Consider the following 24936-nt stretch of genomic DNA (forward strand, 5'->3'; position numbering starts at 1 on the left):
AGGAGGCGGTGGCGCTCGCATAATCCCCGGATGGACACACGCTCGTCCCGGCCATTACGGTCGGCCAATCCGGTCGGCGACCTTTTGCGCGGCTGGCGCATGCGCCGTGCATTGAGCCAGGCGGAGCTGGCGTTCGAGGCCGGCATTTCGATCAAGCATCTGAGCTATGTCGAGACCGGCAAGTCGGCGGCAAGCCGGGAGATCCTCCTGCAGCTCGCGACCGCCCTCGGTTTGTCGCTGCGTGATCGCAATGCGCTGCTGGAGGCCGGGGGTTTCGCGCGACTATACGGCGAGCGCGATCTTTCAGCGCCGGAGCTTGCCGACGCGCGGCGCGCGATCGATCTTCTGCTCCGGCGGCACGAACCGTTTCCCGCGATTGTGACCGATCGGCGCTGGAACGTGATGGAGGCCAACTGCGCCGCGTCGCGGCTGATGACGATGCTGCTTGGGCAAGAACGCATGCAGCGGCCGCTCAATCACATGCGCATGTTCCTCGCGCCGGACGAGCTCAAGCCGTTCGTCGAGAATTGGCCCATCGTCGCGACCGCGTTGTTGTCGCGTGCGCGGCACGAAGCGATGGCTGCACCGCTCGACGAGGCCCTGCAATCGACGTGGCGCGAATTGACGCGGCTGCCGGAGCTTCCCGCACTCAGGATCGAGGACAACGTCGCGCCGGGGCCGCTCTGCGAAGTGCGCTTACGAAAGGGCGACGCCCGCATCGGTCTGATCGGTGCGGTGCTGACGCTCGGGACCCCGCAAGACGTGACGCTTCAGGAGCTTCGCGTTGAAATGTTCATGCCGGCGGATGCCGTGTCCGAGGCCACTCTGATCGCGCTTGCGGCTCAGGAGGCCTGAGCTCGCTCGGCGTCGCGGCGCTCAAAGCTCACGGCTTGCATCACCTCCGCAAACGGACCTTTGAGATCGCTCAGTGTCGCCATGGTCAGGCCCGCGCCGTTGGTGCCGACGCGCGTGGCGGCGCGGATCAGGATCCATTCGCTCTCCGGCGGTCGGAAGAAGTAGAGGCTGATCTCGGGATTGATAAAGGTCCAGTTGCGCATGTCGACGATCTGCGCAACGCCGCTCGAAAAGTCCGCGGCCTGCACCGCTTGGAGCAGTGGTGTGTTCGGTTCGCCCTCCACCAGGGGTGCATCAAGTCGCATCCAGGCGGCGGCCGGGCCGGGCTTCTCCAGCGCGCCCTCGATCAGCCGCACCGACACGTTCTGGAAATACCGGCTCCATTTCTGCGCGAAGGCCGGCGGTGCTGCGCCTGTCTCAGGCGTCTTGTCGATAGTCGCGGGCCTGGTGAAGGGATCGACGGGCGATTCTCCGCTCGGCGCCGTCAAGAGCGCTGTGCAACGGCCGATCTCGGTCTCTCCGTCCATCAGCCGCACCTGGGCGGTCTTGGCCTTGCGGCCGTCGCGCAACAATTCGGTGGTGGTCTGGAAGACGCGCAGGCCCGCCGGTCGCCACAGGTCGAAGGTCAGGCGCCGCACCGCGAAGCCGGATTCGGTGGCGAGACGGTCGATGTCGCGGGTCATCAGGGCGGTGGTGGCGCTTCCCTGCAACATGTCAGGCGACCACGGGCCGCCGGCATGCTCCGTAGCCCGGAACTGCTGGCCTTCCGGCTTGAAAATAGCGGTCATCGCGGTTTCCCCTCGTGCTTGATCGTGGCCGCGAGTATCGGGTCGGGTGAGGCCTGTCACAATAACCGCAGAGGTGAAGTCGTGAGCCATGCAGGACCGGTGCCTTGCGCCGCCTCCGGTTCGGTTTATCTTCCGACGAACCCGTACCGTCCGAAGGAGACGTCCGACATGAGCATGTTGAAACCGCTTCAGATCGACGTCGTTTCCGACGTGGTGTGCCCCTGGTGCTATATCGGCAAGCACCGGATCGAGAGTGCGCTGGCGCTGGTGCCCGATGTTCCGGTCAAGCTCAATTTCCGTCCCTTCTTCCTCAATCCCTGGGTGCCGTCCGAGGGCATCAGCCGGGAGGAGTATCTCACCAAGAAGTTCGGCTCGGTCGAGGCCTACAAGGGCATTGCGGGACGCGTCGTTGCGGCCGCGGGCGAAGAGGGGCTCGTCTATCGGCCCGAGCTTGTCGCGCGTCAGCCCAACACCACCGACTGCCACCGCCTGATCCTCTGGGCCGAGGCGATCGGCAAGGCGCCCGAGATGAAGCAGCGCCTGATGGAGCTCTACTTCCGCGACGGCGGCGACCTCACCGATTTGAACGTGCTTGTGCAGGCGGCTGCCGATGTCGGCCTCGATGCCGACGACGTGCGCCGGCGCCTCGCCACCGACGAGGACGTCGCGCGCGTATCGGCGGACGCGCAGGAAGCCGCCGAGAAAGGCATCTCCGGCGTGCCGACCTACGTGTTCGCGCAAAAATACGCCGTCTCCGGCGCGCAGGATCCCAACATGCTCGCGCGCGCCATCCGCGAGGTCTCGGCGGAGATCAACGCCGAGGCGGCGGAGTAGGAGCTATCCTATTTACGAAGCAGGCGAACTGCGCGACGCGCCGCCGCGTAGGCGATGCCGTGCGCCGCGAGCGCTCCGTGAACCAGCGCCACGATGGGGTCGTTCCGCCGCAACGGTATCAACACGTCCCCGACGGCGAAGCGCCCGCGCCAGATCGGATTGATCATGGGGTGATCGGCGCTCGCCGTGGAATCCGCGCTGGCGATGGCTGGATCGGCGCAGAGGCGGCGGGTGAGCTCGAGTGTAAGCTGCACGCCCGGCGAATATCTTGCGAAGCGCTCGTCGATGCCGAGCTTGAAGAAGAAGGCGCGGTCCTGGTGGCGCAGCACGATGCCGGCGGCCACCGGCGTCGCGCCGGCGCGAAGGCTGACGATCTCGCATTGCGCGGTTTCCGCCAGCGCGCGAGCGGCGCGGCGGATGAAGGTTGCATCGCCCGCGTGCTGGACCAGCGCGGTTCCGCGCTTCCCCTTCCAGCCGCTGGCTTCGAGCTGCAAAAATGTCTCGAGCGCCGGCCCGATCTCGTCGGGGCTGCGCGCGACGTCGAACACGATTGCGCCGTGTTCTTCGAGGCGATGCCGTTGGCGGCGTAGCTCCTTGAGCTTTTTGGTGCCGAGCGCGTCGCGTAGCAGCGTCTCACCGTCCTGGGTCGCGTCGAGGCTGGCGCGGATGTAGGAGTTGAGGAGGCGCGGCTTCAGGCCGTCGCGATTCAGAACCTGGCTGAGGGCGGTCATTGCCGCCCCAGCGAGCGCGACATCGTTCAGCACGAGCGCATGCGCCCCGTTTGCGCGGGCCTGCTGCAACAGGCGCGCCGCTGCCTCGATCGGGGCATCGCGGTCGATCAGCGGGCTGCACAGCGTACCATAGGGATGCGCGCTCACCAGCGCGGGCAGGGGGATCTTCCATGCCCGCCAGAGCGAGATCACCGGCATCAGCCCGATCAGCCGCGATCCATCGTATGCGGAAAGCGCCGAGGCATCGGTGCGGCCGCGCGCGGTTGCACTGACAGCGAGCTCCCAGCCCGGCAGGTAATATCCGTTCGGCTCGATCGCGCGCTGCGCGAGTGCGCGCCACTGGCCGGGTTCGATCGCGGTGAGCGGGACGCGCGCGCGCGCCGTCGCGGCATGCTTTGCCGATGCCGGATTGATCGCAGCCTGGTGCGCGATATCGACCACGTCCCGTCGTCCCCGTTCAGGAGGCCATGCTTAGCGCAAAGATTGGAAAATACAGTTGGGACACCGCTTCAATTCGAGTGGTAATATTAACGTCTCATTGAGCATCCGGCCGCGAGCCGGCAGGATGCGCCGATGGATACGCCAGAATTGCTCTCGACCCGGAGGATCATCATGGTCGCCACACCTTTTACGCCGATTGCGTCGCTCCTTGGCGGCGCGTTGATGGGCCTGTCCGCTGTGCTGCTGATGTGGACGACGGGGCGAATCGCCGGGGTTAGCGGTATCGCGGCGCGACTATTTCCGCCTTACGAGGATCGGCAATTCGCCGGCCGGCTCGCCTTCGTCGCGGGCCTTATCGTCGCGCCCGTCCTGACGCGCCTTGTCACGGGAGGCCTGCCGGCGCAAACGATCGGCGCCGGAACGCCGCTTCTGATCGTCGCGGGATTGCTCACCGGCTTCGGCGCGGTGTGGGGCAGCGGCTGCACCTCGGGCCACGGCGTCTGCGGCTTGTCGCGGCTGTCGGCGCGATCGCTGGTTGCGACCATGACCTTCATGGCGGCGGGAATGGCGACCGTTTTCGTGATGCGGCACTGGAGCTGACCGCGATGACAATCCTCATTCAATTCGGGATCGGTGTGGTCTTTGGGCTTGGCCTCATCGTCTCAGGTATGTCGAACCCGGCAAAGGTCCTGAATTTCCTGGACGTTGGCGGCATCCCGGCAGGAACGTGGGACGCAAGCCTCGCATTCGTGATGGCCGGGGCGGTCGCAGTGACCTTCATCGGCTTCAGCCGCGTCCTGAAATTGGCGCGGCCTGCCTTCGCCGACCGCTTCTATGTCCCAACGCGAAACGATATCGATCCGAGAATTATCGCCGGTCCCGCCATCTTCGGTATCGGCTGGGGCCTCGTAGGCTTTTGTCCAGGCCCGGCATTGACCGCGCTCGGATTTGGCTCGGCCTCCGCCTTCATCTTCGTCGTCGCGATGTGTGCCGGCATGGTGCTCGCCCGCTTCATCGCGCAGCTCCCGTCGGCAACGCGTATTGTCACGCCGGGAAAACCGCTCGAGATCTGACATGGACAGGACCGGGCGAGTTATCTCGTCCGGTCCTGCATTTCATAGCTTCATCGACTACCAGCGATCGCCGACACCAACGCCAACACTGACGCCGGGTGCGCGGATGCCGACGCCGCCGCGCGGACCATCGTCCCAGTCGCGATAGGTGCGGCGCTCATAGTAGCGGTCACGCGGCATGGTCGCGTAGGAGTCGCGCACGATCACACGCGAGCCGCCGCGGGTGCGATAGCAATTGCCGGAATCGTCGCAGACCAGCCGCACTTGCTGGACGAGATCGGGGCTGGTGTATTCGCTGGTCGTATAGACGTCGGCGGCCTTCGCGCCGCTCACCGCTGCCAAGGCTCCGACGCCAGCCAGCAACGCAATCGTGAATGTCCTCATCATGTCCTCCTCGAAACTGCCCTCGGCGGTAACAAGAAGGGGAGGCCATGATCGTTCCGGCAAAATTACAGGTTTTTCCCGGAACCGGATCGGACGTCGGCTTGATCCGTTTCCTAGATCGGCTCGTAGCTTTCCGATCCGCAGATATCGTCCGCTTCGGCGCGGCGGCGATCGACCACTTTTCCGCCTGATATGGTCACGATGTAGGTCTGTGGCCCGAGCGGCGATCCGGTCGCCGAGGTGAGCTGGGCGCGGACGCAAGCTGTCCAGCCCGGTCCTCGTACCTCACGATGGGGTGTGGCGACATGCACCTCACGCGGATAGGACGTGCTGAGGAAGACGACTTCGATCTGCTCGCGCACGACGCGTTTGACGTCGGGGGGCGATTCGGGCGGCGGCTGCTCGGCCTCCTTCATGCGCATGAACTCGGGCACCGGTGCGCGGCTGTCGGCAAACCCGCAGGCCCCGAGCGCGAGCGCGCTGGCCAGCAGCGCGGCATGAGCAATAATCCGTAACATCCGTGAAGGTCCCCTGCGGGCCAAAACATAGGCACGAATGCGATCCGACGAAGACCCGGCCGATCAAAATTTGCTGAAGCCAGAATTCCTTGGAGCCACGATCCTTGGAGCCAGGATTCTTGGAGCCAAGATTTCCTGAAGCCAAGATTTCCTGAAGCCCTGGAGCCCGCGGCATTGGCTATTCCATAATTGCCGGCTAGTTTGTACCCCAGACGAGGGGGATTGCGCCCATGAGGATTTTGGTCATAGCGGCCGCCGTGCTTGCGCTGGCGGTTGCCTCCGCGCAGGCGCAGATGGGCGGTGGCAGGCGTCAGCCTAACGAGGGCGGCCAGAAGGCGGACAACAAGCCCAAGGTCGACGAGAAGGCCTACAAGGCCGCACTCGAGCGCATTCCCGAGTCCAAGGAGAAGTACGATCCGTGGAGCGGGGCGCGTCCGCCTGAACCTGGCAAGAAGCCGAAATAGGTGAGGCGGGCCTTGGCGACCCGCTCCTGCTATTTGGCCGCTCTCATCACGCTCCTCTTGTTTTCGTCGCGGCCAGGCATCGCCTGGGAGAGCTGGGGTGGCGATCCCGGTGGCTCGCGCTTCTCGCCATTGCGAGAGATCACGCCCGACAATGTCGGCAAGCTGGTTCGGGCCTTCGAATTCCACACGGGCGATCTCGCGGCGCGGCCGCCCGGGGTGATGCGGCGAACCAAATTCCAGGCGACGCCGCTGTTCGTCGAGGACAGCCTGGTCTTCTGCTCGCCTTTCAACGAGGTGATCGCGCTCGATCCCGGTACGGGCGCGCAGAAATGGCGCTACGATCCCAGGATCGCGATGAACCAGCGTCCCGCCAACCGCTACGTCTGCCGCGGCGTCACTTACTGGATCGACGATGAGGCGCCTGTAGATGCCGCATGTCGATCGCGCATCTTTATGGGCACCAACGATGTTCGCCTGATCGCGCTCGATGCGAAGACGGGTATCCCCTGTGCCGGCTTCGGCGAGGGCGGTGAGGTCAGGCCCGACATTGGCATGAAACTGGAATGGCCCGGCGAATTCCAGATCACCTCGCCGCCGGCGGTCGGCCGCGGGGTCGTCGTGGTCGGCTCCGCGATTGGCGACAACCGCCGCGTCGACGCGCCGAGCGGTGTGGTGCGTGCGTTCGATGCGCGTAGCGGTCAGCCGCGCTGGACGTTCGAGCCGCTCAAGCGCGACGGCATCGAAGCCGGTCACGCCAATGTCTGGGCGCCGATGTCGGTCGACGCGGCGCGCGGACTGGTATTCCTGCCGACGTCCTCGCCGTCGCCGGATTTCTGGGGCGGCAAGCGGCCGGGCAACAACGAGCATGCCAATTCGGTGGTCGCGCTGCGCATCGAGACGGGCGAGCTCGTATGGGCATTCCAAACCGTGCATCACGACGTCTGGGATTACGATCTGCCGGCGCAACCGACGCTCACGCGCATCGACATCGGCGAAGGTCAGCGCGATGTCGTGATCCAGCCGACCAAGCAAGGCTTTGTCTTCGTGCTCGATCGCGACACCGGCAAGCCGGTGTGGGCGGTCGAGGAGCGCAGCGTCCCGCAGGGGGCCGCGGAAGGCGAACGGCTGTCGCCCACGCAGCCATTCCCGACGCATGTGCCGCCTCTGATGTCACAAAAAATCTCGACTGAGGATGCGCTCTCGCTCGTTCCTAGCCTGCGTCGCTCAGCTTGCGAGAAGCAGTTTGCGGAGGCACGCAACGAGGGCCTGTACACGCCACCCTCAACGCAAGGCACGCTGGAGTTTCCCTTCACCGGCGGCGGAGTGAACTGGGGCAGTGCGGCCTTCGATCCCGTCAACCAGGTCCTCTATGCCAACACCAGCCGGGCTGTTCATCTCATCAAGCTGATTCCGCGGGCGGAGGCGGCCGGATTCGATCCTCCGCCCGGTCATGATTTCGGCCAGCAGACGGGTGCGCCGTTTGCGATGTCGCGTGCGGTGGCAATGTCGCCGCTCGGGCTTCTTTGCAACAAGCCGCCCTGGGGCGAGATGGTCGCGGTCGATCTGAAGGCCGGCAAGATCCTCTGGCGTTCGACGGTCGGCACCACCGAGGATCTCGCCCCGCTCGGCGTGCCGCTGCCGTGGGGTGCGCCGCTCGTCAACGGGCTCGCGGTCACGGCAGGCGGGCTCGTCTTCACCGGAGCGATGGACGCCTATTTGCGCGCCTTCGATGCGCGCAGCGGCAGGGAGCTGTGGCAGGGTCGGCTGCCCGTGCCCGGCGTCGCCAATCCCATGACCTATCTCTGGAAGGGCGAGCAGTATGTCGCGATCGGCGCCGGCGGCCACTCCGAGGCAGGCACCTCGATCGGCGACAGCGTCGTTGCGTTTCGCCTGTCACGGCCGGGCGAGGGGCCGTCGCTGTGGTCGCGTACGATCGATCGCCCTGGTGGACGATTTTTTGCGGCATCATCGGCGATCGCGGTCGCGATCGTCGCGCTCGTGGTTGCAAGCCTGCGCTGGCGTCGCCGACGTCGTGTCGCGCGAACATGACGCAGCATCGCGCGCGCGATGCGAATGATCGTTCACATCGTATGCACTACTGTACGAAAGCGAGGCCGATGCGCCTGTCGCTACGCCAGACAGGGCGGCATTTGCGCACGAAATTGTCGCGCGCGATTGCGAGCGTGAACGATTGCGGCAATGTGACGAGGGCATCGAGGTCGATTGCGGCGCCGTCCGCCGACATGTTTCGCACCGTGCACGTGATGCGGCTGTTTTCAAAGGTGATCTTTCCACCCTTGAAAACACGGTAACGCTGCGCTGCACGCTTCTCGATCATCCGCGTCAATCCATAATGATCTTTGTGAAGTAGTGCATAGAAATTACGTTGAACTAAACTCAATACTGGCGCTACTTGCACAGCGCTTCAGATTTCGTTTACGACGTCGAAGCGGAAGTCACTCCGCGGATTTTTCCCCAAGCCGTTCCTTTGTGGCGCTACGCGCCGATGGAGATATTGATGAAGACCACGTTTTCGCTTCTGTTCGCCGCAGCGCTCTCGCTCTCATCCATGCCCGCCCACGCCGCCAAGCTCGATCTCGCGACCATGAGCTGCAAGCAGTTCCTGGAGAGCGGCGACGACACCATCAAGATGGTGCTGACCTGGATGGACGGCTGGTACAAGGGCGACGAAGAGAACGCGATCATCGAAACCGACGTATTCGTCGAGAACGCCAAGCAGTTCGGCAGCTATTGCGGAAAAAATCCCAACGTCAGCATTGTCACCGCGGCTGACGAAGTGCTCGGCAAGTAATTTCTGCCGCGTGTCGGCACGACGCGCGATCACAACCGCGCTACCCGTCTCGACATGACGCCATTGAGAGCCGCGGTGCGCTTTGCGCTCACGCGGCTTTCTTCTTTCGGATGATGCTCACCCCGGCAGCATCGCGAACGCACTCGACACCATTGCCACCGGCTTGTTGTCGGTGGCCGAGAGCAGCGTGACCCGGCCAAAGCTCATGGTGCGTCCGAGTCGCACCACGCGGGCGTCGGCCAGCACGTCCGACGAGGAGACGGAGCGCATGAAATGCGTGGTCTGGTCGACCGTCGTCATCGGACGATAGCCGCGGTTGGCGGCGAGGTTCGCGATCACCATCGCGGTGTCGGCGAGCGCCATCAGCGCCTGACCGCAGACCACACCACCGTTGCGGCACAGCCGCTCCGAGAACGGCATGCGCAGGAGCGCTGCCGGCTGCCAGTCCGGCGCGTCCGGCGGCGGCAGGTGCTCGATGCGCTCGACCGACAGGTTGAGATCCTGGACCCAGGGCGCAAAGACTTCGCCGAGGATGCGTCGGGCCTCACTGATGCCGAACTCGGCTTCTGGCTGCGATGGCATTGCTGTCGTTCCCTCCTGTATTGCCGGATGTTCGGCATTTCGAGCGGACCGGCGCGGCAAAGTCGCCGGTCTGCCGCGGGTCCCGTCGGCTTGAAAATGCCTGACTTCGCCCGGTATGATGCCATGGAGTGGGTATGGGTGGGTGATGTTGCGTCGGTATGTCCTCGTGTTTTGTCTGGCCGGGCTCGGCCTGTTGCTGAACGGGTGCACCAAGTGCGGCCCGATCTGGGACGACTGGCTCCACGCGCCGAAATCGTGCAGATCGGACCGGCTCTAGCGGGCCGAGCGGCCCCTGCGGTTGTGGCAGGGGTGACAAGGCGCGGGCGACCCGCGCCGCCATGGATGATCAAGGAGTCAATGATGAAGATTTTCCGTATGGCCGCGGTGCTGGCTGTTCTGGCGGGACCGACCGTGCTGGCGGGACCGGCTTATGCGCAAATGCCCAATCTCAATTTGCTGCAGGAGGGGCCTGGCAAGACCCCCGAGGAGAAGGCCGCTGAGGCCGAGCGTGACAGGGCTTACAAGGAAACGCTGAAGAAGATTCCGGACTCCAAGGCGTCCAACGATCCCTGGGGTGGCATGCGCTCCGACCCGCCGAAGCCGTCGGCGGCGCCAAAGGCGTCGGCCGCAACCGGTGCGCCGAAGAAGAAGTCCGGCACGACTGCCAATTGACCTTCCGCCCGAGCGGCGGCAGTTGATGCCTCCGGCCGGGACTCCTCTTTGATCGGCCTGCTTCCTACATTGCGCGGGAGTGTATCGCGTCGAGGAGAGCAGAACATGGCCGATCGTCCGCGGGATCTCGCCGAGCGGATGGCGCGCCGGCGCAAGATGGGCGGCAAGCCCGGCCCGACGGCCGGCGACGGCTATCTGCGCGAGACTTTCACGCTGCCGCGCGCGGCGGCACGGGAGAGGGCACAGGCTTTCTTCGCCCGCTACCCCAAGGCCGGCTATATGAGCGCGGTCGAGACCTGGCGCGAGCTGCCCGGCGGCGACATCGAATTCACGATGCGGCGGCTGCCCAGCGCGGATTAGGGCCGGCCCTATTCGAAGGTTTCGGATGTGATGCGGATCCGGAATACGGGCTCCTTGGCCTCGTCCAGCAGCTCCATATTCCATTCGGAATTTTCCTGGAGCTTGCGGGCGATGCCGGCGGCCATGTCGGCGCAGACGCTTGTCATCTCCTTCCAGGCCAAATCGCGATCGGCAAATTCCGACGCCTGGTCGGCACAGCCGGAATAGCGGCCGTTCCGGATTCGAAAGAAGTAGAGCGGCATGGTTCGCACCGATCGCGCCTGATGGCTCCGTCCCCACGGCCATAATCCCGGCAGTCCAATCCCAAACCGTCGGCAGATCAATTCCGGTCGGCTACGGAATAGCCCCATGGACGCCAGCCCACCGATCTCGGTCCGACGGCTCAGGCCGTGTCGCGTCCGATCGCCTTCAGCTCCCGATCGATGCGCCGCTGCACCCGTCGGATCGCCAAGAGATCGATCTTGGTCTCAGTCTTGCCGGTCTTGATCTGCTCGCCGATCCGGAACTGCCACTGCCAAATGCCGGGAATTGCCGTCTTGGCGACGGTGAACTCGATGCCCCTGTGATTCATGGCCATCTCCCACGATTCACTTCCATCACTGAGAACATGCTGGGCGGCATAATATTCCAAGAAAGCCAAACCTGTCGGTAAGCCCCGGATCGCTCACGGCTATCGCGCAAACGCACGCGCGCCGCCCAGCGGCGGCGCGACCTCATGCCCGTGGTTCTCCGGCCAAGAACAGAGTTCCTGGGATGGGTAAGGGCACCTTCCGGAACGCGGCGGCATGTGCCTTGCTTGGCCCGATGCGGCTAAGCAACATGGACGCGTCATGCCGGGCATTCCCCGCCGCTATTCTCATTTCGTGTTCGGAATCATCCAGTCCGGACTGACCTCGCTGATCGCCGCGGGCATCGCCAGCTTTCCCGCAGGGAACGCGCTGGACTTCCTGGCGCACTGGATGGTGTCGTGGCTGATCGCATGGGCGGCGATGCTGCCGATAGTGCTGCTCGCAGCGCCGGCGATCCGCGCCTTCTCGCTGCGGCTGACGCAGGAGGAGGGCGGTTCGCAAACCGGTCGGCCGGCATGAAAATCGGAATGAAAAAACCCCGCTTGGGAGAACCAAGCGGGGAGAAGGTTATTGGAGGCTGAGGTGCTGGGCTGCAACACCATAGCCGGGCGACCCTAGCCGGTTCAGCTTACGACAGCCTGACAAGGCCCAATGATGGCAGCAAAAGCCGGAGCGCGGGGGCCGCAGACTGGCCCCGCACCGGTCCCAATTTCGACATCCGTTCGCACAACTCAGGACACAACCGCAGGCGAGATTTCGCGGCGACGGTGCTGCCATGGGGGAAAACGTGGCGTGCCGGCAACGGGGTGGCATCATGGACAACGTAGAGCGGTCATTCGCCGCCGCGACGGCGGCTGGCTTCGTCGTGCTGGTAATCGGCATCGGGTTGCTGGTTCTGCTGTAGGCGCTGTTGGGTGCGGGAGATGGCTCCGAGGGTGGAAAGGCCCGTGCGCGCCTTTCAAAAACGCGAAAACAACCCCATGCACAGTAGCGTGCCTACAAATTTCCCCGCCCAGTCAATGGCTTACTGGTAGTATTTAGTACCATATCGGCTCGGATTCGCCTTTCACGGCCATCCGAATCCCGATTCCCGTGCCGATTCCCTGAGATCAACGGGCGGCCGCTCCGGCACCGTCGCCAGCGCGGTCCCAGCGGCCTAATGAACCTTGATCGCGTCCAGCGGCAAACGGAGTTCGGCGGCACGCTCTTCGCGGTCTTTCTTGCGGAACTCGTTTTCCTTACGCTCGAACTTGCTCAGCTCCTCCCGCGCCGCCTCCAGCAGCGGAGTGCGCCGGGCCGTATCGTGATGCGTGTTGTTCGTCATGACTGAAGTCCCCAGAGTTGCGGTCTCGTCCAAGAGGCTATCCAGGAGAAGGCCGCAGACCACGAAAGGTTCGGTGCCGCAGGATGACGGAATTCTGACGGTGTGCGGGTCATCCGTCTTTGATGCGCGTCAGCCAGAGCGTGCAAATTCCCAAAAGAACATATTGCGAACCTAGAACAAATAGGGTACATTGTTTTTATCGCCGCGCCGCCTCGCCAATCGTTTGTCCCTCACGCGAATCCTCGTCATAAGGAGCACGACCCGATGTCCACCACTGCCCTGCGTATCGTCGAAGGATCCTCCATGGACAAGAGTAAAGCTCTCGCCGCCGCGCTCTCCCAGATCGAGCGTCAGTTCGGCAAGGGCTCGGTGATGAAGCTCGGCAAGAACGACCGTTCGATGGATGTCGAGGCGGTCTCTTCGGGCTCGTTGGGGCTCGATATCGCGCTCGGGATCGGCGGCCTGCCGAAGGGGCGCGTCGTGGAGATCTACGGGCCGGAATCCTCGGGCAAGACCACGCTGGCGCTGCACACGGTGGCGGAAGGGCAGAAGAAGGGCGGCATCTGCGCCTTCATCGACGCCGAGCACGCGCTCGACCCGGTCTATGCGCGCAAGCTGGGCGTCAATATCGACGAGCTCCTGATCTCCCAGCCGGACACCGGCGAGCAGGCGCTGGAAATCTGCGACACGCTGGTGCGCTCCGGCGCGGTCGACGTGCTGGTGATCGATTCGGTCGCGGCGCTGGTGCCGAAGGCCGAGCTCGAGGGCGAGATGGGCGATGCGCTGCCGGGTCTGCAGGCGCGTCTGATGAGCCAGGCGCTGCGCAAGCTGACGGCGTCCATCAACAAGTCCAATACCATGGTGATCTTCATCAACCAGATCCGCATGAAGATCGGCGTGATGTACGGCTCGCCGGAGACCACCACCGGCGGCAACGCGCTGAAATTCTATGCTTCCGTCCGCCTCGACATCCGCCGCATCGGCGCGATCAAGGAGCGTGACGAAGTGGTCGGCAACACCACGCGCGTCAAGGTCGTCAAGAACAAGCTGGCGCCGCCGTTCAAGCAGGTCGAGTTCGACATCATGTACGGCGAGGGCGTCTCCAAGATGGGCGAGATCCTCGATCTCGGCGTCAAGGCCGGCATCGTCGAAAAATCCGGCGCATGGTTCTCCTACGACAGCCAGCGTCTTGGCCAGGGCCGCGAGAATTCGAAAGCGTTCCTGAAGGCCAACCCCGACATCACCGCCAAGATCGAGACCTCGATCCGCCAGAACTCCGGCCTGATCGCCGAGCAGATTCTCGCCGGCAGCCCCGAGCGTGACGCCGACGGCGAGGAGCCGGCGGACGAGTAAGCTTCAGCAGTAAAGTTTTTCGCGAGGAGCGGGCGCTGAGGACGTTGAGTTGCCGACGTCTTCGGCGCCTGTTTCGTTTGGCGTGGGGGCACCGGGTGGTGCGATGAAGCGTCTGATCTTGACCAGTTCGTCCGGAGGCCAGCTCGCACGATCCGGGTTGGCGGAGCTTGTCATCTCATCCTCGTTTCACTTTGAGTGGGGACCGCTGCCCTCACCCGAGAAGCTCGCAGCCTATTTCGCGGCGCGTTCGGCGAATCTCGGGCCGGGTGATCATTGGTCCGATTGGGGCATCCGCTGGCCCAAGGGTATCAAGGACCGCAAAGACTTGTCCCTGGCAGACTTCTGCGAGCGATATGACGTGGTTGAACTTTGGTTCGACCCAGCTCCCCGGGATCAATTGCAGCTCGTCTGCCTGCTGGACCACCTCAGCTCCTGCTCCTCGCTGGTGCCAAAGCTTCGACTTCGACTTGTGTCATCCGAGCTGACGACAGCACACGGCGAGGATCTCGCTGCGTCCGAGCCGCACATCCATGTCGTGCCTGTTAGGGCCCAGGAGTTCGAGACTGCCCGGTTGGCGTGGTCGGCCTACCGTGCGATGACCCCTGAGGCGTGCGTCGATCTCCTTCACCAGGATCTCAGTGCATTGCTGATGCTGCGCCCGGCCTTGCTCGATCTCTTGGCAGAACTGCCGTCGCCTTTCACGGGTCTCGGTGCGACCGAGATGCGATTTCTGGAGCTCCTTGCCAGAGGGTTTGCAAACACGAATGCGTTGTTTCACCTGCGCTCGCAACGGCGCACATATGGGTTCGGAGAATTTGAGTTGGGTTCGTTGCTCGAGGGGCTCGCGCTCGGCCCCAAGCCCGTAGTGGCCGGGTTGGGCGACGAACTGCGCACGATCGATCGCGAAAATTTAAGAGCTCGGCACGAGGTCTATCTCCGCAGCCGGTTGTCGTTGACCGAGTTCGGCAGGGCCGTCCTGGCCCATCAGGAAGATTTCAGTCGCCACAATCCGATCGACCGCTGGTGGGGCGGCACGCACCTGACCAATGATCGGCTGTGGCGTTACGGTAATGTTTTGACGAAGCCTTGAGGCCACGGCATGACGCGGCTCATTGTCACGACCGACTCGTCCATCGCCGGCGCTATTCAACAGGCGGGCCTTGCCGACCTCGTGATTGCCATCGAGCGCCGGCTGGTCTGGGGACCGTTGCCAGCCGATGCAGAGCTGGACGCATTCTTTGCGCCGCGTACGACACAGCCCCGCGGGCTTCACTGGCTCGACGATACGCCGTCCTGGCGTCTCGAGGAATCAGGCGTGAAGGATCGAGGACTGATTGAACTGCTCGCGGAATATGACACGGTCGAGTTTTGGCGAGGGCCGGAGCCAAATGCGCAATTGATTCTGCTCTGGCTGCTCGATCATTGGGGCCGCCAACACGATGCAAATCCCGACTTTGTCGTGCGCTCCCTGTTCTTGGGTGTCAGGGATGTCGACCCACCGCGAAGCGAACTCTACCCGCCGGCTGTTGCGATCACACCTCGTCAACTCAAATCGGCCAAGCGTGCATGGCGGGCCTATCGCGCGCCGACCCCGCAAAGTTGGAGGGATCTCTTCAAGACCAATTTGAGCTGGTTGCGACAACTCGCCCCTCACGTGAGGGCTCTGCTCAACGAACTTCCGCGTCCCGCCTCAGGCCTTGGAGCCACGGAAGCGCGGATACTCCAGCTCATCGCGCGAGGCGGCATGCAGCCTTTCGATGTCTTTCCGGGCCATCAGAAGTGCAACGGGCTGGATGTGTATGGTTATTGGGAAGTTGGAGCGCTGCTTGACGGCCTTGCGCGGTGCGAGAGGCCGGCCGTGTCGGGACTGGATCAAGGTCCGTTTTCGCTAGAGATGCACGACGATTCAAGTCAGTTCGATCGGTACGAGCGGTCGCAATTGACGCTGACCGAGTTCGGAAAGGCGGTGTTGGGAGGCGACCAGGATTTTCGCCGGCACAACCGGATTGATCGCTGGTGGGGCGGCACTCACCTGACCAACGAGCGACTCTGGCGGTGGGACCCCGAGACCCGCTCGTTGGTTGCGCCCTAAATGCGTGTTCCGTGCCGGAGGGTGGGTTAGCGAAGTGTAGCCCACCTCTTCCATTTCGCCAGAGACAGAAGTGGTGGGTTACGCCAGCGACTGCGCTTCGCGCAGCCGGTGGCTAACCCACCCTACAAAACGGTTACTCCGCCGCCTCCGCGTAATCGCTCACCGGCGGGCAGGAGCACACCAGGTTGCGGTCGCCATAGACGTTGTCGACGCGCCCGACCGGGCTCCAGTATTTGTCGGTGCGCGAGGTGCCCGCGGGGAAGCAGCCCTCGGCGCGGGTGTAGGCGCGCTTCCAGTCGTCATCCGCGATGTCGTGCACGGTGTGCGGGGCGTGGCGGAGCGGCGACGCCTCGATCTTGAAGCGGCCGGCCTCGACCTCGGCGATTTCCTTCCGGATCGCGATCATGGCATCGCAGAAACGATCGAGCTCCGCCCTGGATTCCGATTCGGTCGGCTCGATCATCAGCGTGCCCGGCACCGGAAAGCTCATGGTGGGCGCGTGGAAGCCGTAATCGATCAGGCGCTTGGCGATGTCGTCGACGGTGACGCCTGAGGTCGTCTTCAACGCGCGGGGATCGACGATGCACTCATGCGCGACGCGGCCTTTCTCGTTCTTGTAGAGCACTGGGAAATGCGCATCGAGCCTTGCAGCCACGTAGTTGGCGTTGAGGATCGCGATCTCGGTGGCGCGCTTGAGGCCTTCGCCGCCCATCATCAGGATGTAGATGTAGGAGATGGTGAGGATCGAAGCCGAGCCGAACGGCGCGGCCGAGACCGGCCCCACAGGCGCTTTCCCATCCGTCGCGGGATGACCGGGCAGGAACGGCTTGAGGTGCGCCTTGACGCCGATCGGGCCCATGCCCGGGCCGCCGCCGCCATGCGGGATGCAGAAGGTCTTGTGCAGGTTGAGATGGCTGACATCGGCGCCGTAATCGCCGGGCCTGCTAAGGCCGACCTGCGCGTTGAGGTTGGCGCCGTCGAGATAGACCTGCCCGCCATGGCCATGCACGATCTCGCAGATCTCGCGGATGTGCTCCTCGAACACGCCATGGGTCGAGGGATAGGTGATCATGACCGCGGCGAGGTCGTTCGAATGCTTCTCGGCCTTGGCGCGGAGATCATTGACGTCGACGTCGCCGTTCTTCTCGCAGGCGACCACCACCACGTCCATGCCGACCATCGCGGCCGAGGCCGGGTTGGTGCCGTGCGCGGAGGAGGGGATCAGGCAGATCTTGCGATGCGTCTCGCCACGCGCCGCGTGATAGCCGCGGATCGCGAGCAGCCCGGCATATTCTCCTTGCGCGCCCGAGTTCGGCTGCAGCGAGATCGCGTCATAGCCGGTGATGTCGCACAGCCATTTTTCCAGCCGCGCGAACAGCGCGTAGTAGCCCTTCGCCTGCTCAGGCGGAGCGAACGGATGCAGGCTGCCGAATTCCGGCCAGGTCAGCGGCATCATCTCGGTGGTCGCGTTCAGCTTCATGGTGCACGAGCCGAGCGGGATCATCGCGCGGTCGAGCGCGAGGTCGCGATCGCTGAGCTTGCGCATGTAGCGCAGCATCTCGGTTTCCGAGCGATGCGCGTGGAACACGGGGTGAGTGAGGAAAGAGGTCGCGCGCTTGAGCGTCTCCGGCAGCGCCTCGCGCGTGGTGGCGTCGATCTCGGCATAGGCAAGCTGGCCGCCGAAGGCGCGCCAGACCGCTTCGACCGTCGCGGGCGTGGTGGTCTCGTCGAGCGCGATGCGCAGAGCGCTCTCACCAATACCGAGATTGATCTTCTCGGCAGAGGCGCGGGCGACGATCTCGGCGCGTTTGCCACCTGCATCCACGCTGAGCGTGTCGAAGAAACTGTCGGACTGCAGCGCAAAGCCGAGCTTGCGCAGGCCGGCAGCCAGCACCGCCGTGCGGCGATGCACATTGCGCGCGATCTGCGAAAGGCCTTCGGGGCCGTGATAGACCGCATACATCGAGGCGATCACGGCGAGCAGCACCTGCGCGGTGCAGATGTTGGAGGTCGCCTTCTCGCGGCGGATGTGCTGCTCGCGGGTCTGCAGCGCGAGGCGATAGGCCGGCATTCCGCGCGAATCCACGGAGAGGCCGACGATGCGGCCGGGCAGCGAACGCTTCAGCGCATCGCGCACCGCCATATAGGCTGCGTGCGGCCCGCCATACCCCATCGGCACGCCAAAACGTTGCGCCGAGCCGATGGCGATGTCCGCGCCGAGCTCGCCGGGCGAGGCGAGCAGTGTCAGCGCCAGCAGATCGGCGGCAATGATCGCGAGTGCGCCCTTGGCCTTCAGGCTGGCGATCGCGGGCCTGAGGTCGCGCACAGCGCCTGACGAGCCCGGGTATTGCAGCAGCGCGCCAAGCACGTCCGTCTTGTCGAGATCGGTGAGGGGGTCGCCGACGACCAGGGTCCAGCCCAGCGGCTCCGCGCGGGTGCGCATCACGGCGAGCGTCTGCGGATGCACGTCCTTGTCGACGAAGAAGGCCTTTGCTTCGACCCGCGAGTGCCGCTCGGCGAGTGCCATCGCTTCGGCGGCCGCGGTGGCTTCGTCGAGCAGCGAGGCGTTGGCGACGTCGAGCCCGGTGAGGTCACAGATCATGGTCTGGAAGTTGAGCAGCGCCTCCAGCCGGCCCTGGCTGATCTCGGGCTGGTAGGGCGTGTAGGCCGTGTACCAGGCCGGGCTCTCCAAGATGTTGCGCTGGATCACCGCGGGCAGGATCGTGCCAGAATAGCCCTGGCCAATCAACGAGGTGAAGACCTGGTTCTGGGCGGCGAGTTCGGCCATATGCGCGATCGCCTCGGTCTCGCTCAAGGGCTTGCCGAGATCGAGTGGAGCAGTCTGCCGGATCGAAGCCGGCAGCGTCTGCGCCATCAGCGCGTCGACGCTGTTTGCGCCGACGGCCTCGAGCATCGCGGTGACGTCGCGCGTGGAGGGGCCGATGTGGCGGCGAACGAAGCTCCTGGTATCGCCGTTGGATTTGCGGTGCGCGGTCATCATGGGTCCTCGCTAGGAGTTGCTGTCATCGCCCGCGAAGGCGGGCGATCCAGTACGCCGCGGCCTCTCGGCTCTAGCCGAAGCGGCTGCGTTTACTCGATGCCCCGCCTTCGCGGGGCATGACAGTGAGTATGGGGAGACGGCTCGGCTCATATCTTCACGCCGTGTGGGCCTTGTACGCCGCTTCATCCATGAGGCCGCCGAGCTCGCTCTTGTCGGCCATCTTGATCTTGAAGAACCACGCATTGCCCTGCGCGTCCGAGTTCACCAGCGCCGGCTCGCTCGCGAGCTCGGGGTTGGTCTCGAGCACCTCACCGCTAACAGGCGCGTAGACGTCCGATGCGGCCTTGACCGATTCCACGACAGCGGCGGCTTCCGCCTTCTTCAGCACGCGGCCGAGCTTGGGCAATTCGACGAACACGACGTCGCCGAGCTGCGATTGCGCGTAGTCGGTGATCCCGACGGTGGCGACATCGCCGTCGATCGCGAGCCATTCGTGGTCGGAGGTGTAGAGCGTCGTGGTCATTTTCTCGGTCCTCAGCGTTTGTAGGTGTTTTTCACGAAGGGCATGGCGGCGATTTGCACGGCCAGCCGTTGGCCGCGCACCTCGGCGAAGAGTTTTGTGTCGATCGCGCTCGATGCGGTGGGCACATAGCCCATCGCGACCGGCGCATTCAGGCTCGGGCCGAAACCGCCCGAGGTGACCTTTCCGATCGGCTCGGCGGAGGTCGCATCCGCAAACAGCAGCGCGCCTTCGCGCACCGGCGCGCGGCCCTCGGTGCGCAGGCCGACGCGGCGGCGGGATGCGCCATGGTCGAAATGGGCGAGAATCTTTGCCGCGCCGGGGAAGCCCCCGCCACGCGCGCCGCCGGTGCGGCGGCTCTTCTGCACCGACCATTCCAGTGCCGCCTCGACCGGCGTGGTCGCGGTGTCGATGTCGTGGCCGTAAAGACAAAGCCCGGCCTCGAGCCGCAGGCTGTCACGGGCGCCGAGCCCGATCGGCATGACGTCGGGATTGTCCAGCAGGGCCTTGGCGAGCCGTTCGGCATCGCCGGCAGGAACCGAAATCTCGAAGCCGTCCTCGCCGGTATAGCCGGAGCGCGAGACGAAGCAGTCGAGGCCGGCAACCTTGTGCGGGCCGGAATCCATGAATTTCATGGCGGGCGCCTCTGCACATAATTTCGCCAGCGCCGATTCCCCCTTCGGCCCCTGCAGCGCGATCAGCGCGCGGTCAGCCAGCTGCTCGATGACGCAATCGTCCGAGAGATTCGCGCGCAGATGCGCCTCGTCCTCGGCCTTGCAGGCGGCGTTGACGACCAGGAAGAGGTGATCGCCGAAACTGGCGACCATCAGATCATCCAGAATCCCGCCCTCGGCATTGGTGAACTGGGCGTAGCGCTGCCGGCCAGGCGCGATCGCCATGATATCCTGCGGCACCAGCCGTTCCAGCGCGCGGGCGGCGTCCTCGACCTTGCCGGATTTCGGCCGGAGCGCGATCTGGCCCATGTGGGAGACGTCGAACAGGCCGGCTGCGTTGCGGGTATGAAGGTGCTCCTTCAGGACTCCGGCCGGATATTGCACGGGCATGTCATAGCCCGCGAACGGCACCATCTTGCCGCCGAGCGAGACATGCAGGTTGTAAAGGGGGGTGCGTTTCAGGGAGTCTTTGTCGTCACGCGCAAGCATCGGGGGGCCCTCGGCGGTTCCCCGGGAACGATTTCCCGTGGACACCAGTCGAAGCCCCATCTGTCGCTGTGCCTGAGAGTATTATCCCGTCGGCGGACGCTGTCCGAACCTACCCTTTAAAAGGTCTTGGCCCGTCGGCGCCTCTTTCCAGATGCTGTCAAAGCCACGCGGTCCTTTTGCCTGAGAGTTTCCGGGGCGGTTGCTCCTTCGGCGCCGGCTACCAGTGCCGGTCTCTCCCGACGTGGCCGTACGATACAGATAGGTAAAGACCACAGGCCGGCCAAGCCTGTCAACGCGGCATCGGCGGCTTTCCAACGGATTACGCGACTGCGGCAACGCCTTGATCTGGCTGCACAGTTTCTGGACAGCGAAGCTGGCCTTGTCTAAAAGCGCATTGGCCCGCAGATATCAGCCCAAACTTGCGGTTTGGATGGCTGGAAGGCGGGTGCAAGCACACCCGATTGGATGAACATGAGCGGCGTCAACGAGATCAGGTCGACCTTTCTGAATTTCTTTGCCGAGAACGGCCACGAGATCGTGTCGTCCTCGCCATTGGTGCCGCGCAACGATCCGACGTTGATGTTCACCAATGCCGGCATGGTGCAGTTCAAGAACGTCTTCACCGGCGTCGAGAAGCGGCCCTATCAGCGCGCCACCACCTCGCAGAAATGCGTGCGCGCCGGCGGCAAGCACAATGACCTCGACAATGTCGGCTACACCGCGCGCCATCTCACCTTCTTCGAGATGCTCGGCAACTTCTCCTTCGGCGACTATTTCAAGGAGCGCGCGATCGAGCTGGCCTGGACGCTGATCACGAAGGAGTTCGGGCTCAAGAAAGACAAGCTGCTCGTCACGGTCTACCACACCGACGACGAGGCGGCCGGGCTGTGGAAGAAGATCGCGGGCTTCTCCGAGGACCGCATCATCCGCATCCCGACCTCGGACAATTTCTGGGCGATGGGCGACACCGGCCCGTGCGGGCCGTGCTCGGAGATCTTCATCGATCGCGGCGAGCACATCTGGGGCGGGCCTCCGGGCTCCCCGGAGGAGGATGGCGATCGCTTCCTCGAATTCTGGAATCTCGTCTTCATGCAGTACGAGCAGGTGACGAAGGAGGAACGCGTGGCGCTGCCGCGTCCCTCGATCGACACCGGCATGGGGCTGGAGCGCATGGCCTGCATCATGCAGGGCGTCGACAGCGTGTTCGAGACCGACCTGTTCCGTCATTTGATCGACGCGACGGCGTCTGCGCTCGGAAGCGGACCGGACGAGAAGACCGTGGCCTCGTTCCGCGTCATCGCCGACCATCTGCGTTCGTCGGCCTTCCTCGTCGCCGACGGCGTGCTGCCCTCGAACGAGGGCCGCGGCTATGTGCTGCGCCGGATCATGCGCCGCGCGATGCGCCATGCGCAGCTGCTCGGTGCGCAAGAACCGCTGATGCATCGCCTGGTCTGGGCGCTGGTGCGCGAGATGGGCCAAGCCTATCCGGATCTGATGCGCGCGGAAAATTTGATCGAGGAAACGCTGCGGCTGGAAGAAACCCGCTTCCGCAAGACGCTGACGCGCGGCCTCGCCATTCTCGACGAGAAGAGCGCGTCCTTGAAGAAGGGCGACATGTTCGACGGCGACGTCGCCTTCACGCTGTACGACACTTACGGCTTCCCGCTCGATTTGACGCAGGACGCGCTGAAGTCGCGCGGCATCAGCGTCGACCAGGCTTCCTTCACCGACGCGATGGAGCGTCAGAAGGCCAAGGCGCGCGAGTCCTGGAAGGGGTCGGGCGAAGCGGCTTCCGAGGCGATCTGGTTCCCGCTGCGTGAGAAGCTGGGCGCAACCGAATTCCTGGGTTACGAGACCGAGAGCGCTGAAGGCGTGGTGACTGCGCTGGTCAAGGACGGCAAGGAAGCCACGAGCCTCAAGGCCGGCGAGACGGGCGCGATCGTGCTGAACCAGACGCCGTTCTACGCGGAGTCCGGCGGCCAGGTCGGCGACACCGGCGTATTGACCGGCGAGGGCGGCATCAAATTCCGCGTCACCGACACCCAGAAGAAGCTCGGTGATTTCTTCGTTCACGTCGGCACATTGGAGAGCGGCGAGCTGAAGCTCGGCACCGCGCTGCAGCTCGAAGTGAATCACGGCAGGCGCTTTTCGATCCGCGCGCATCATTCGGCGACCCATCTCATCCACGAGGCGCTGCGCCAGGTGCTCGGCGACCACATCGCCCAGCGCGGCTCGATGGTCGCGCCGGATCGTTTACGTTTTGACTTCGTGCATCCGAAGCCGATCACGGCGGAAGAGCTCGCGCGCGTCGAGGACATCGCCAACGAGGTGGTGCTGGAGAATGACGAAGTCTCGACCCGCGTCATGGGCGTGGACGAGGCCCGTGAGGCCGGCGCACGCGCCCTGTTCGGCGAGAAATATGGCGACGAGGTTCGCGTCGTCTCGATGGGCCGGACCGCGCGCGAGCGCGGCGCCAACGCACTCGGCTGGTCGGTCGAACTTTGCGGCGGCACGCATGTCAGGCGGACCGGCGACATCGGGCTGATCACGCTGACGGGCGAGAGCGCGGTCGCCTCCGGCGTGCGCCGCATCGAGGCGCTGACCGGCAACTACGCGCGAAAACACGCCAACGACACCATGGCGCTGGCGAAGACCGCGGCCCACGAGCTCCGCACCTCGATCGACGACGTCCCGGCGCGCATTGCCGCTCTGATGGAGGAGCGCAAGAAGCTCGAGCGCGAACTCTCCGACGCCCGCAAGAAGCTGGCGATGGGCGGCGGTGCAGCTTCGAGCAACGGCGCGGCCTCAGGTGTGCGCGAAGTCGGCGACGTCAAGCTGATGGCGCGCGCGGTCGAGGGCATCGAGATGAAGGATCTCAAGAGCCTTGCCGACGACGGCAAGAAGCAGATCGGCTCCGGCGTCGTCGCTATCGTCGGCGTCACCGAGGATGGCAAGGCCGGCGTCGTGGTCGGCGTCACCGCGGACCTCACTTCGCGTTTCAATGCGGTCAATCTGGTGAAGGTCGCCTCCGAAGCGCTCGGCGGCAAGGGCGGCGGCGGGCGGCCCGACATGGCGCAGGCCGGCGGCCCTGATGGCGCGAATGCGGCCGCGGCGCTCACGGCGATCGAAAAAGCCATGGCTGAACAAAAATCGGCCGGCGCGTAGGCAGGTGCGCCCCGTTCCGCGAGGAATTGGGCTTCGCGATCCCAATCTGAGGGATCGCCTCTACGAATTGCTGGAGCATGATCCGCTGGCCTACTCGGTCGGGTCGCGCTTCATCCAGCTGATCATCGGCGTCATCGTGCTCGATGTCGCCGCGATGATCCTTGCCTCGGTGCCGGAGCTGGACGCGCAATTCGGCGCGCTGTTTTCGGCGATCACCATCCTGTCCGTGATCGTGTTCGCGCTGGAATATGCGGCGCGGCTGTGGACGGTGGCGGGCCATACCCAGCGCCCGGCGTCCGCGCTGTCCGACCGGCTCAGCTATGTCTTCTCCGCACTCGGCATCATCGATCTGCTCGCGTTCCTGCCGGCTGCGGTCGTGCTCGCTACGGGCCGGCATGCGACGCTGGCAGCGCTCGGCGTGCTGCCGTTCTTCAAGCTGGTGCGCTACTCGCCGGCGATGCGCTCGCTGCTCGCGGCCGTGCACGCGGAGCGGCGGGCGCTGATCGGCTGCATCGTCATCCTGATCGGCGCGGTGCTGACCTTTGCCTCGCTGCTCTATGCCATCGAGCGCGACGTGCAGCCGGACAAGCTCGGCACCATTCCGCAGGCGATGTGGTGGGCGATCGTGACGCTCGGCACCGTCGGTTACGGCGACGTCGTGCCGGTGACGGCGCTCGGAAAGTTCATCTCCGTCTTCACCATCATCAGTGGATTTGCCATGATCGCGCTGCCGGTCGCGATCATCTCGACGGCCTTTGCGGAAGAGGTGAAGCGGCGGGACTTTGTCGTCACCTGGGGCATGCTGGCGCGGGTGCCGCTGTTCTCGCATCTCAGCGCATCCGAGATCGCCGACATCATGCGGCTGCTGCGGGCGCGCACGATCGAGCAGGGCGAGATCCTGGTGCGGCGGGGCGATGCGGCTTCGTCGATGTATTTCATCACCGCCGGCGAGGTCGAGATCGCGCTGCCGAACCAGCAGGTGCGGCTCGCGGATGGCACCTTCTTCGGCGAGATCGCGCTGCTGCACAAGACAAAACGCAGCGGCACGGTGACGGCGACACGCAAGACCCGGCTGCTGGTGCTCGACGCCCAGGATTTTCACGCCTTGATCGAACGCATGCCGACGCTCGCCGCGCACGTCCACAAGACGGCGAAGGCGCGACTGGAGGGCAGCGGCGACCTTGCAGTAGCGGAGCTGGCGCAGGCGGAGCGCGAAGACACCGACCGCTGAGGGC

At 64.6% G+C, this 24936-nt stretch carries 27 protein-coding genes and 1 riboswitch; of the genes, 15 read left to right on the top strand and 12 right to left on the bottom strand.

From position 1 onward, the window contains the following. Nucleotides 1-30: 30 nt before the first annotated feature. Entirely contained in the window at nt 31-855 is an 825-nt protein-coding gene (locus tag IVB36_RS17980) for a helix-turn-helix transcriptional regulator (RefSeq protein WP_085384313.1), read from the top strand. On the opposite strand, the gene IVB36_RS17985 is transcribed toward IVB36_RS17980, so the two are convergent. Further along, nucleotides 843-1643 (bottom strand): thioesterase family protein, encoded by an 801-nt coding sequence (locus IVB36_RS17985; protein ID WP_018456392.1) that lies wholly within the window; start codon nt 1641-1643, stop codon nt 843-845. The genes IVB36_RS17980 and IVB36_RS17985 overlap by 13 nt on opposite strands. Nucleotides 1644-1811: 168 nt before the next feature. Here IVB36_RS17985 and IVB36_RS17990 point away from each other — a divergent pair, with 168 nt between their 5' ends. Further along, entirely contained in the window at nt 1812-2477 is a 666-nt protein-coding gene (locus IVB36_RS17990; RefSeq protein WP_026233164.1) for a DsbA family oxidoreductase, read from the top strand. Nucleotides 2478-2485: 8 nt separating this feature from the next. Here IVB36_RS17990 and IVB36_RS17995 read toward each other — a convergent pair whose 3' ends face one another. After that, on the bottom strand, nt 2486-3649 hold the full coding sequence (locus tag IVB36_RS17995) for a GNAT family N-acetyltransferase (RefSeq protein ID WP_018456390.1): 1164 nt from the start codon (nt 3647-3649) through the stop codon (nt 2486-2488). 171 nt (nt 3650-3820) lie between these two features. Between IVB36_RS17995 and IVB36_RS18000 the strand changes: the two genes are divergently transcribed. Continuing rightward, on the top strand, nt 3821-4249 hold the full coding sequence (locus IVB36_RS18000; RefSeq protein WP_026233163.1) for a YeeE/YedE family protein: 429 nt from the start codon (nt 3821-3823) through the stop codon (nt 4247-4249). A 5-nt stretch (nt 4250-4254) separates the two neighbouring features. Further along, nucleotides 4255-4722 carry a DUF6691 family protein gene (locus tag IVB36_RS18005; protein ID WP_018456388.1) on the top strand — a complete coding sequence of 156 codons (468 nt, stop codon included), beginning with the start codon at nt 4255-4257 and terminating at the stop codon, nt 4720-4722. 57 nt (nt 4723-4779) lie between these two features. Here IVB36_RS18005 and IVB36_RS18010 read toward each other — a convergent pair whose 3' ends face one another. Together IVB36_RS18010 and IVB36_RS18015 are read right to left on the bottom strand one after the other, a co-directional pair. After that, a complete protein-coding gene (locus tag IVB36_RS18010; RefSeq protein ID WP_018456387.1) occupies nt 4780-5109 on the bottom strand; it encodes a hypothetical protein in 330 nt (109 codons plus the stop codon). A gap of 110 nt (nt 5110-5219) precedes the next feature. After that, the gene (locus tag IVB36_RS18015; protein ID WP_018456386.1) at nt 5220-5624 is read right to left on the bottom strand and encodes a hypothetical protein; all 405 of its coding nucleotides are present in this window, start codon (nt 5622-5624) and stop codon (nt 5220-5222) included. 230 nt (nt 5625-5854) lie between these two features. Between IVB36_RS18015 and IVB36_RS18020 the strand changes: the two genes are divergently transcribed. Both IVB36_RS18020 and IVB36_RS18025 read left to right on the top strand, forming a co-directional pair. Next, nucleotides 5855-6088 (top strand): hypothetical protein, encoded by a 234-nt coding sequence (locus IVB36_RS18020; RefSeq protein WP_018456385.1) that lies wholly within the window; start codon nt 5855-5857, stop codon nt 6086-6088. Between the two features lie 33 nt (nt 6089-6121). Beyond that, nucleotides 6122-8137: a pyrroloquinoline quinone-dependent dehydrogenase gene (locus IVB36_RS18025; protein ID WP_247392695.1), complete on the top strand. Its 2016-nt coding sequence runs from the start codon at nt 6122-6124 to the stop codon at nt 8135-8137. Between the two features lie 46 nt (nt 8138-8183). Here the strand turns inward: IVB36_RS18025 and IVB36_RS18030 are convergent, their stop codons facing one another. Further along, nucleotides 8184-8426, bottom strand: coding sequence for a PilZ domain-containing protein (locus tag IVB36_RS18030; protein WP_018456383.1), 243 nt, complete (start codon nt 8424-8426; stop codon nt 8184-8186). 180 nt (nt 8427-8606) lie between these two features. On the opposite strand from IVB36_RS18030, the gene IVB36_RS18035 reads away from it, so the two are divergent. Beyond that, nucleotides 8607-8900, top strand: a complete 294-nt coding sequence (locus tag IVB36_RS18035; RefSeq protein WP_247392657.1) for an HdeA/HdeB family chaperone — start codon at nt 8607-8609, stop codon at nt 8898-8900. Between the two features lie 117 nt (nt 8901-9017). Here the strand turns inward: IVB36_RS18035 and IVB36_RS18040 are convergent, their stop codons facing one another. Next, nucleotides 9018-9482 (bottom strand): PaaI family thioesterase, encoded by a 465-nt coding sequence (locus tag IVB36_RS18040; RefSeq protein WP_247392659.1) that lies wholly within the window; start codon nt 9480-9482, stop codon nt 9018-9020. A gap of 360 nt (nt 9483-9842) precedes the next feature. On the opposite strand from IVB36_RS18040, the gene IVB36_RS18045 reads away from it, so the two are divergent. Both IVB36_RS18045 and IVB36_RS18050 read left to right on the top strand, forming a co-directional pair. Beyond that, a complete protein-coding gene (locus IVB36_RS18045) occupies nt 9843-10154 on the top strand; it encodes a hypothetical protein (RefSeq protein WP_247392661.1) in 312 nt (103 codons plus the stop codon). A 105-nt stretch (nt 10155-10259) separates the two neighbouring features. Beyond that, nucleotides 10260-10514: a hypothetical protein gene (locus IVB36_RS18050; RefSeq protein ID WP_007612182.1), complete on the top strand. Its 255-nt coding sequence runs from the start codon at nt 10260-10262 to the stop codon at nt 10512-10514. 8 nt (nt 10515-10522) lie between these two features. Here IVB36_RS18050 and IVB36_RS18055 read toward each other — a convergent pair whose 3' ends face one another. Together IVB36_RS18055 and IVB36_RS18060 are read right to left on the bottom strand one after the other, a co-directional pair. Next, nucleotides 10523-10756 (bottom strand): hypothetical protein, encoded by a 234-nt coding sequence (locus tag IVB36_RS18055; protein ID WP_018456379.1) that lies wholly within the window; start codon nt 10754-10756, stop codon nt 10523-10525. Between the two features lie 140 nt (nt 10757-10896). Next, a complete protein-coding gene (locus IVB36_RS18060; protein WP_026233158.1) occupies nt 10897-11085 on the bottom strand; it encodes a hypothetical protein in 189 nt (62 codons plus the stop codon). 259 nt (nt 11086-11344) lie between these two features. Here IVB36_RS18060 and IVB36_RS18065 point away from each other — a divergent pair, with 259 nt between their 5' ends. After that, nucleotides 11345-11602, top strand: coding sequence for a DUF2798 domain-containing protein (locus IVB36_RS18065; RefSeq protein ID WP_018456377.1), 258 nt, complete (start codon nt 11345-11347; stop codon nt 11600-11602). A gap of 637 nt (nt 11603-12239) precedes the next feature. On the opposite strand, the gene IVB36_RS18070 is transcribed toward IVB36_RS18065, so the two are convergent. Further along, on the bottom strand, nt 12240-12407 hold the full coding sequence (locus tag IVB36_RS18070; protein ID WP_018456375.1) for a hypothetical protein: 168 nt from the start codon (nt 12405-12407) through the stop codon (nt 12240-12242). A 264-nt stretch (nt 12408-12671) separates the two neighbouring features. Here IVB36_RS18070 and recA point away from each other — a divergent pair, with 264 nt between their 5' ends. The 3 genes from recA (at nt 12672) to IVB36_RS18085 (ending at nt 15852) form a co-directional block, all read left to right on the top strand. Then, nucleotides 12672-13760 (top strand): recombinase RecA, encoded by a 1089-nt coding sequence (recA, locus tag IVB36_RS18075; protein WP_026233157.1) that lies wholly within the window; start codon nt 12672-12674, stop codon nt 13758-13760. Nucleotides 13761-13863: 103 nt separating this feature from the next. Then, nucleotides 13864-14850 (top strand): hypothetical protein, encoded by a 987-nt coding sequence (locus tag IVB36_RS18080; RefSeq protein WP_018456373.1) that lies wholly within the window; start codon nt 13864-13866, stop codon nt 14848-14850. Between the two features lie 9 nt (nt 14851-14859). Next, nucleotides 14860-15852 (top strand): hypothetical protein, encoded by a 993-nt coding sequence (locus IVB36_RS18085; RefSeq protein ID WP_247392662.1) that lies wholly within the window; start codon nt 14860-14862, stop codon nt 15850-15852. A gap of 133 nt (nt 15853-15985) precedes the next feature. Here IVB36_RS18085 and gcvP read toward each other — a convergent pair whose 3' ends face one another. From gcvP to gcvT, 3 genes are all read right to left on the bottom strand, one after another. Continuing rightward, the gene (gene gcvP, locus IVB36_RS18090) at nt 15986-18850 is read right to left on the bottom strand and encodes an aminomethyl-transferring glycine dehydrogenase (protein ID WP_247392696.1); all 2865 of its coding nucleotides are present in this window, start codon (nt 18848-18850) and stop codon (nt 15986-15988) included. Between the two features lie 157 nt (nt 18851-19007). Continuing rightward, nucleotides 19008-19376: a glycine cleavage system protein GcvH gene (gene gcvH, locus IVB36_RS18095; RefSeq protein WP_085349374.1), complete on the bottom strand. Its 369-nt coding sequence runs from the start codon at nt 19374-19376 to the stop codon at nt 19008-19010. An 11-nt stretch (nt 19377-19387) separates the two neighbouring features. Continuing rightward, entirely contained in the window at nt 19388-20536 is a 1149-nt protein-coding gene (gcvT, locus tag IVB36_RS18100; protein WP_247392664.1) for a glycine cleavage system aminomethyltransferase GcvT, read from the bottom strand. A 159-nt stretch (nt 20537-20695) separates the two neighbouring features. After that, nucleotides 20696-20785, bottom strand: a riboswitch (glycine riboswitch). Nucleotides 20786-21007: 222 nt separating this feature from the next. Between gcvT and alaS the strand changes: the two genes are divergently transcribed. Next, on the top strand, nt 21008-23701 hold the full coding sequence (alaS, locus tag IVB36_RS18105; protein WP_247377908.1) for an alanine--tRNA ligase: 2694 nt from the start codon (nt 21008-21010) through the stop codon (nt 23699-23701). Nucleotides 23702-23705: 4 nt separating this feature from the next. After that, on the top strand, nt 23706-24932 hold the full coding sequence (locus tag IVB36_RS18110; RefSeq protein WP_247392666.1) for a cyclic nucleotide-gated ion channel: 1227 nt from the start codon (nt 23706-23708) through the stop codon (nt 24930-24932). Nucleotides 24933-24936: the final 4 nt, after the last annotated feature.

The organism is Bradyrhizobium sp. 35 (assembly GCF_023073215.1).
Taxonomy (GTDB): Bacteria; Pseudomonadota; Alphaproteobacteria; order Rhizobiales; family Xanthobacteraceae; genus Bradyrhizobium; species Bradyrhizobium canariense_D.

What these genes read in the sequence shown, in the direction of transcription:
- alaS (WP_247377908.1), top strand. Translation starts at nt 21,008, where the DNA reads ATGAGCGGCGTCAACGAGATCAGGTCGACCTTTCTGAATTTCTTTGCC.
- IVB36_RS18040 (WP_247392659.1), bottom strand. Translation starts at nt 9,482, where the DNA reads ATGCCATCGCAGCCAGAAGCCGAGTTCGGCATCAGTGAGGCCCGACGC.
- gcvH (WP_085349374.1), bottom strand. Translation starts at nt 19,376, where the DNA reads ATGACCACGACGCTCTACACCTCCGACCACGAATGGCTCGCGATCGAC.
- IVB36_RS18030 (WP_018456383.1), bottom strand. Translation starts at nt 8,426, where the DNA reads ATGATCGAGAAGCGTGCAGCGCAGCGTTACCGTGTTTTCAAGGGTGGA.
- IVB36_RS18060 (WP_026233158.1), bottom strand. Translation starts at nt 11,085, where the DNA reads ATGAATCACAGGGGCATCGAGTTCACCGTCGCCAAGACGGCAATTCCC.
- IVB36_RS18020 (WP_018456385.1), top strand. Translation starts at nt 5,855, where the DNA reads ATGAGGATTTTGGTCATAGCGGCCGCCGTGCTTGCGCTGGCGGTTGCC.
- IVB36_RS17985 (WP_018456392.1), bottom strand. Translation starts at nt 1,643, where the DNA reads ATGACCGCTATTTTCAAGCCGGAAGGCCAGCAGTTCCGGGCTACGGAG.
- IVB36_RS18080 (WP_018456373.1), top strand. Translation starts at nt 13,864, where the DNA reads ATGAAGCGTCTGATCTTGACCAGTTCGTCCGGAGGCCAGCTCGCACGA.
- IVB36_RS17980 (WP_085384313.1), top strand. Translation starts at nt 31, where the DNA reads ATGGACACACGCTCGTCCCGGCCATTACGGTCGGCCAATCCGGTCGGC.
- IVB36_RS18065 (WP_018456377.1), top strand. Translation starts at nt 11,345, where the DNA reads ATGCCGGGCATTCCCCGCCGCTATTCTCATTTCGTGTTCGGAATCATC.
- IVB36_RS18015 (WP_018456386.1), bottom strand. Translation starts at nt 5,624, where the DNA reads ATGTTACGGATTATTGCTCATGCCGCGCTGCTGGCCAGCGCGCTCGCG.
- IVB36_RS18045 (WP_247392661.1), top strand. Translation starts at nt 9,843, where the DNA reads ATGAAGATTTTCCGTATGGCCGCGGTGCTGGCTGTTCTGGCGGGACCG.
- IVB36_RS18005 (WP_018456388.1), top strand. Translation starts at nt 4,255, where the DNA reads ATGACAATCCTCATTCAATTCGGGATCGGTGTGGTCTTTGGGCTTGGC.
- IVB36_RS18010 (WP_018456387.1), bottom strand. Translation starts at nt 5,109, where the DNA reads ATGATGAGGACATTCACGATTGCGTTGCTGGCTGGCGTCGGAGCCTTG.
- IVB36_RS18050 (WP_007612182.1), top strand. Translation starts at nt 10,260, where the DNA reads ATGGCCGATCGTCCGCGGGATCTCGCCGAGCGGATGGCGCGCCGGCGC.
- IVB36_RS18000 (WP_026233163.1), top strand. Translation starts at nt 3,821, where the DNA reads ATGGTCGCCACACCTTTTACGCCGATTGCGTCGCTCCTTGGCGGCGCG.
- IVB36_RS18085 (WP_247392662.1), top strand. Translation starts at nt 14,860, where the DNA reads ATGACGCGGCTCATTGTCACGACCGACTCGTCCATCGCCGGCGCTATT.
- IVB36_RS18055 (WP_018456379.1), bottom strand. Translation starts at nt 10,756, where the DNA reads ATGCCGCTCTACTTCTTTCGAATCCGGAACGGCCGCTATTCCGGCTGT.
- IVB36_RS18035 (WP_247392657.1), top strand. Translation starts at nt 8,607, where the DNA reads ATGAAGACCACGTTTTCGCTTCTGTTCGCCGCAGCGCTCTCGCTCTCA.
- IVB36_RS18070 (WP_018456375.1), bottom strand. Translation starts at nt 12,407, where the DNA reads ATGACGAACAACACGCATCACGATACGGCCCGGCGCACTCCGCTGCTG.
- recA (WP_026233157.1), top strand. Translation starts at nt 12,672, where the DNA reads ATGTCCACCACTGCCCTGCGTATCGTCGAAGGATCCTCCATGGACAAG.
- gcvT (WP_247392664.1), bottom strand. Translation starts at nt 20,536, where the DNA reads ATGCTTGCGCGTGACGACAAAGACTCCCTGAAACGCACCCCCCTTTAC.
- gcvP (WP_247392696.1), bottom strand. Translation starts at nt 18,850, where the DNA reads ATGACCGCGCACCGCAAATCCAACGGCGATACCAGGAGCTTCGTTCGC.
- IVB36_RS17990 (WP_026233164.1), top strand. Translation starts at nt 1,812, where the DNA reads ATGAGCATGTTGAAACCGCTTCAGATCGACGTCGTTTCCGACGTGGTG.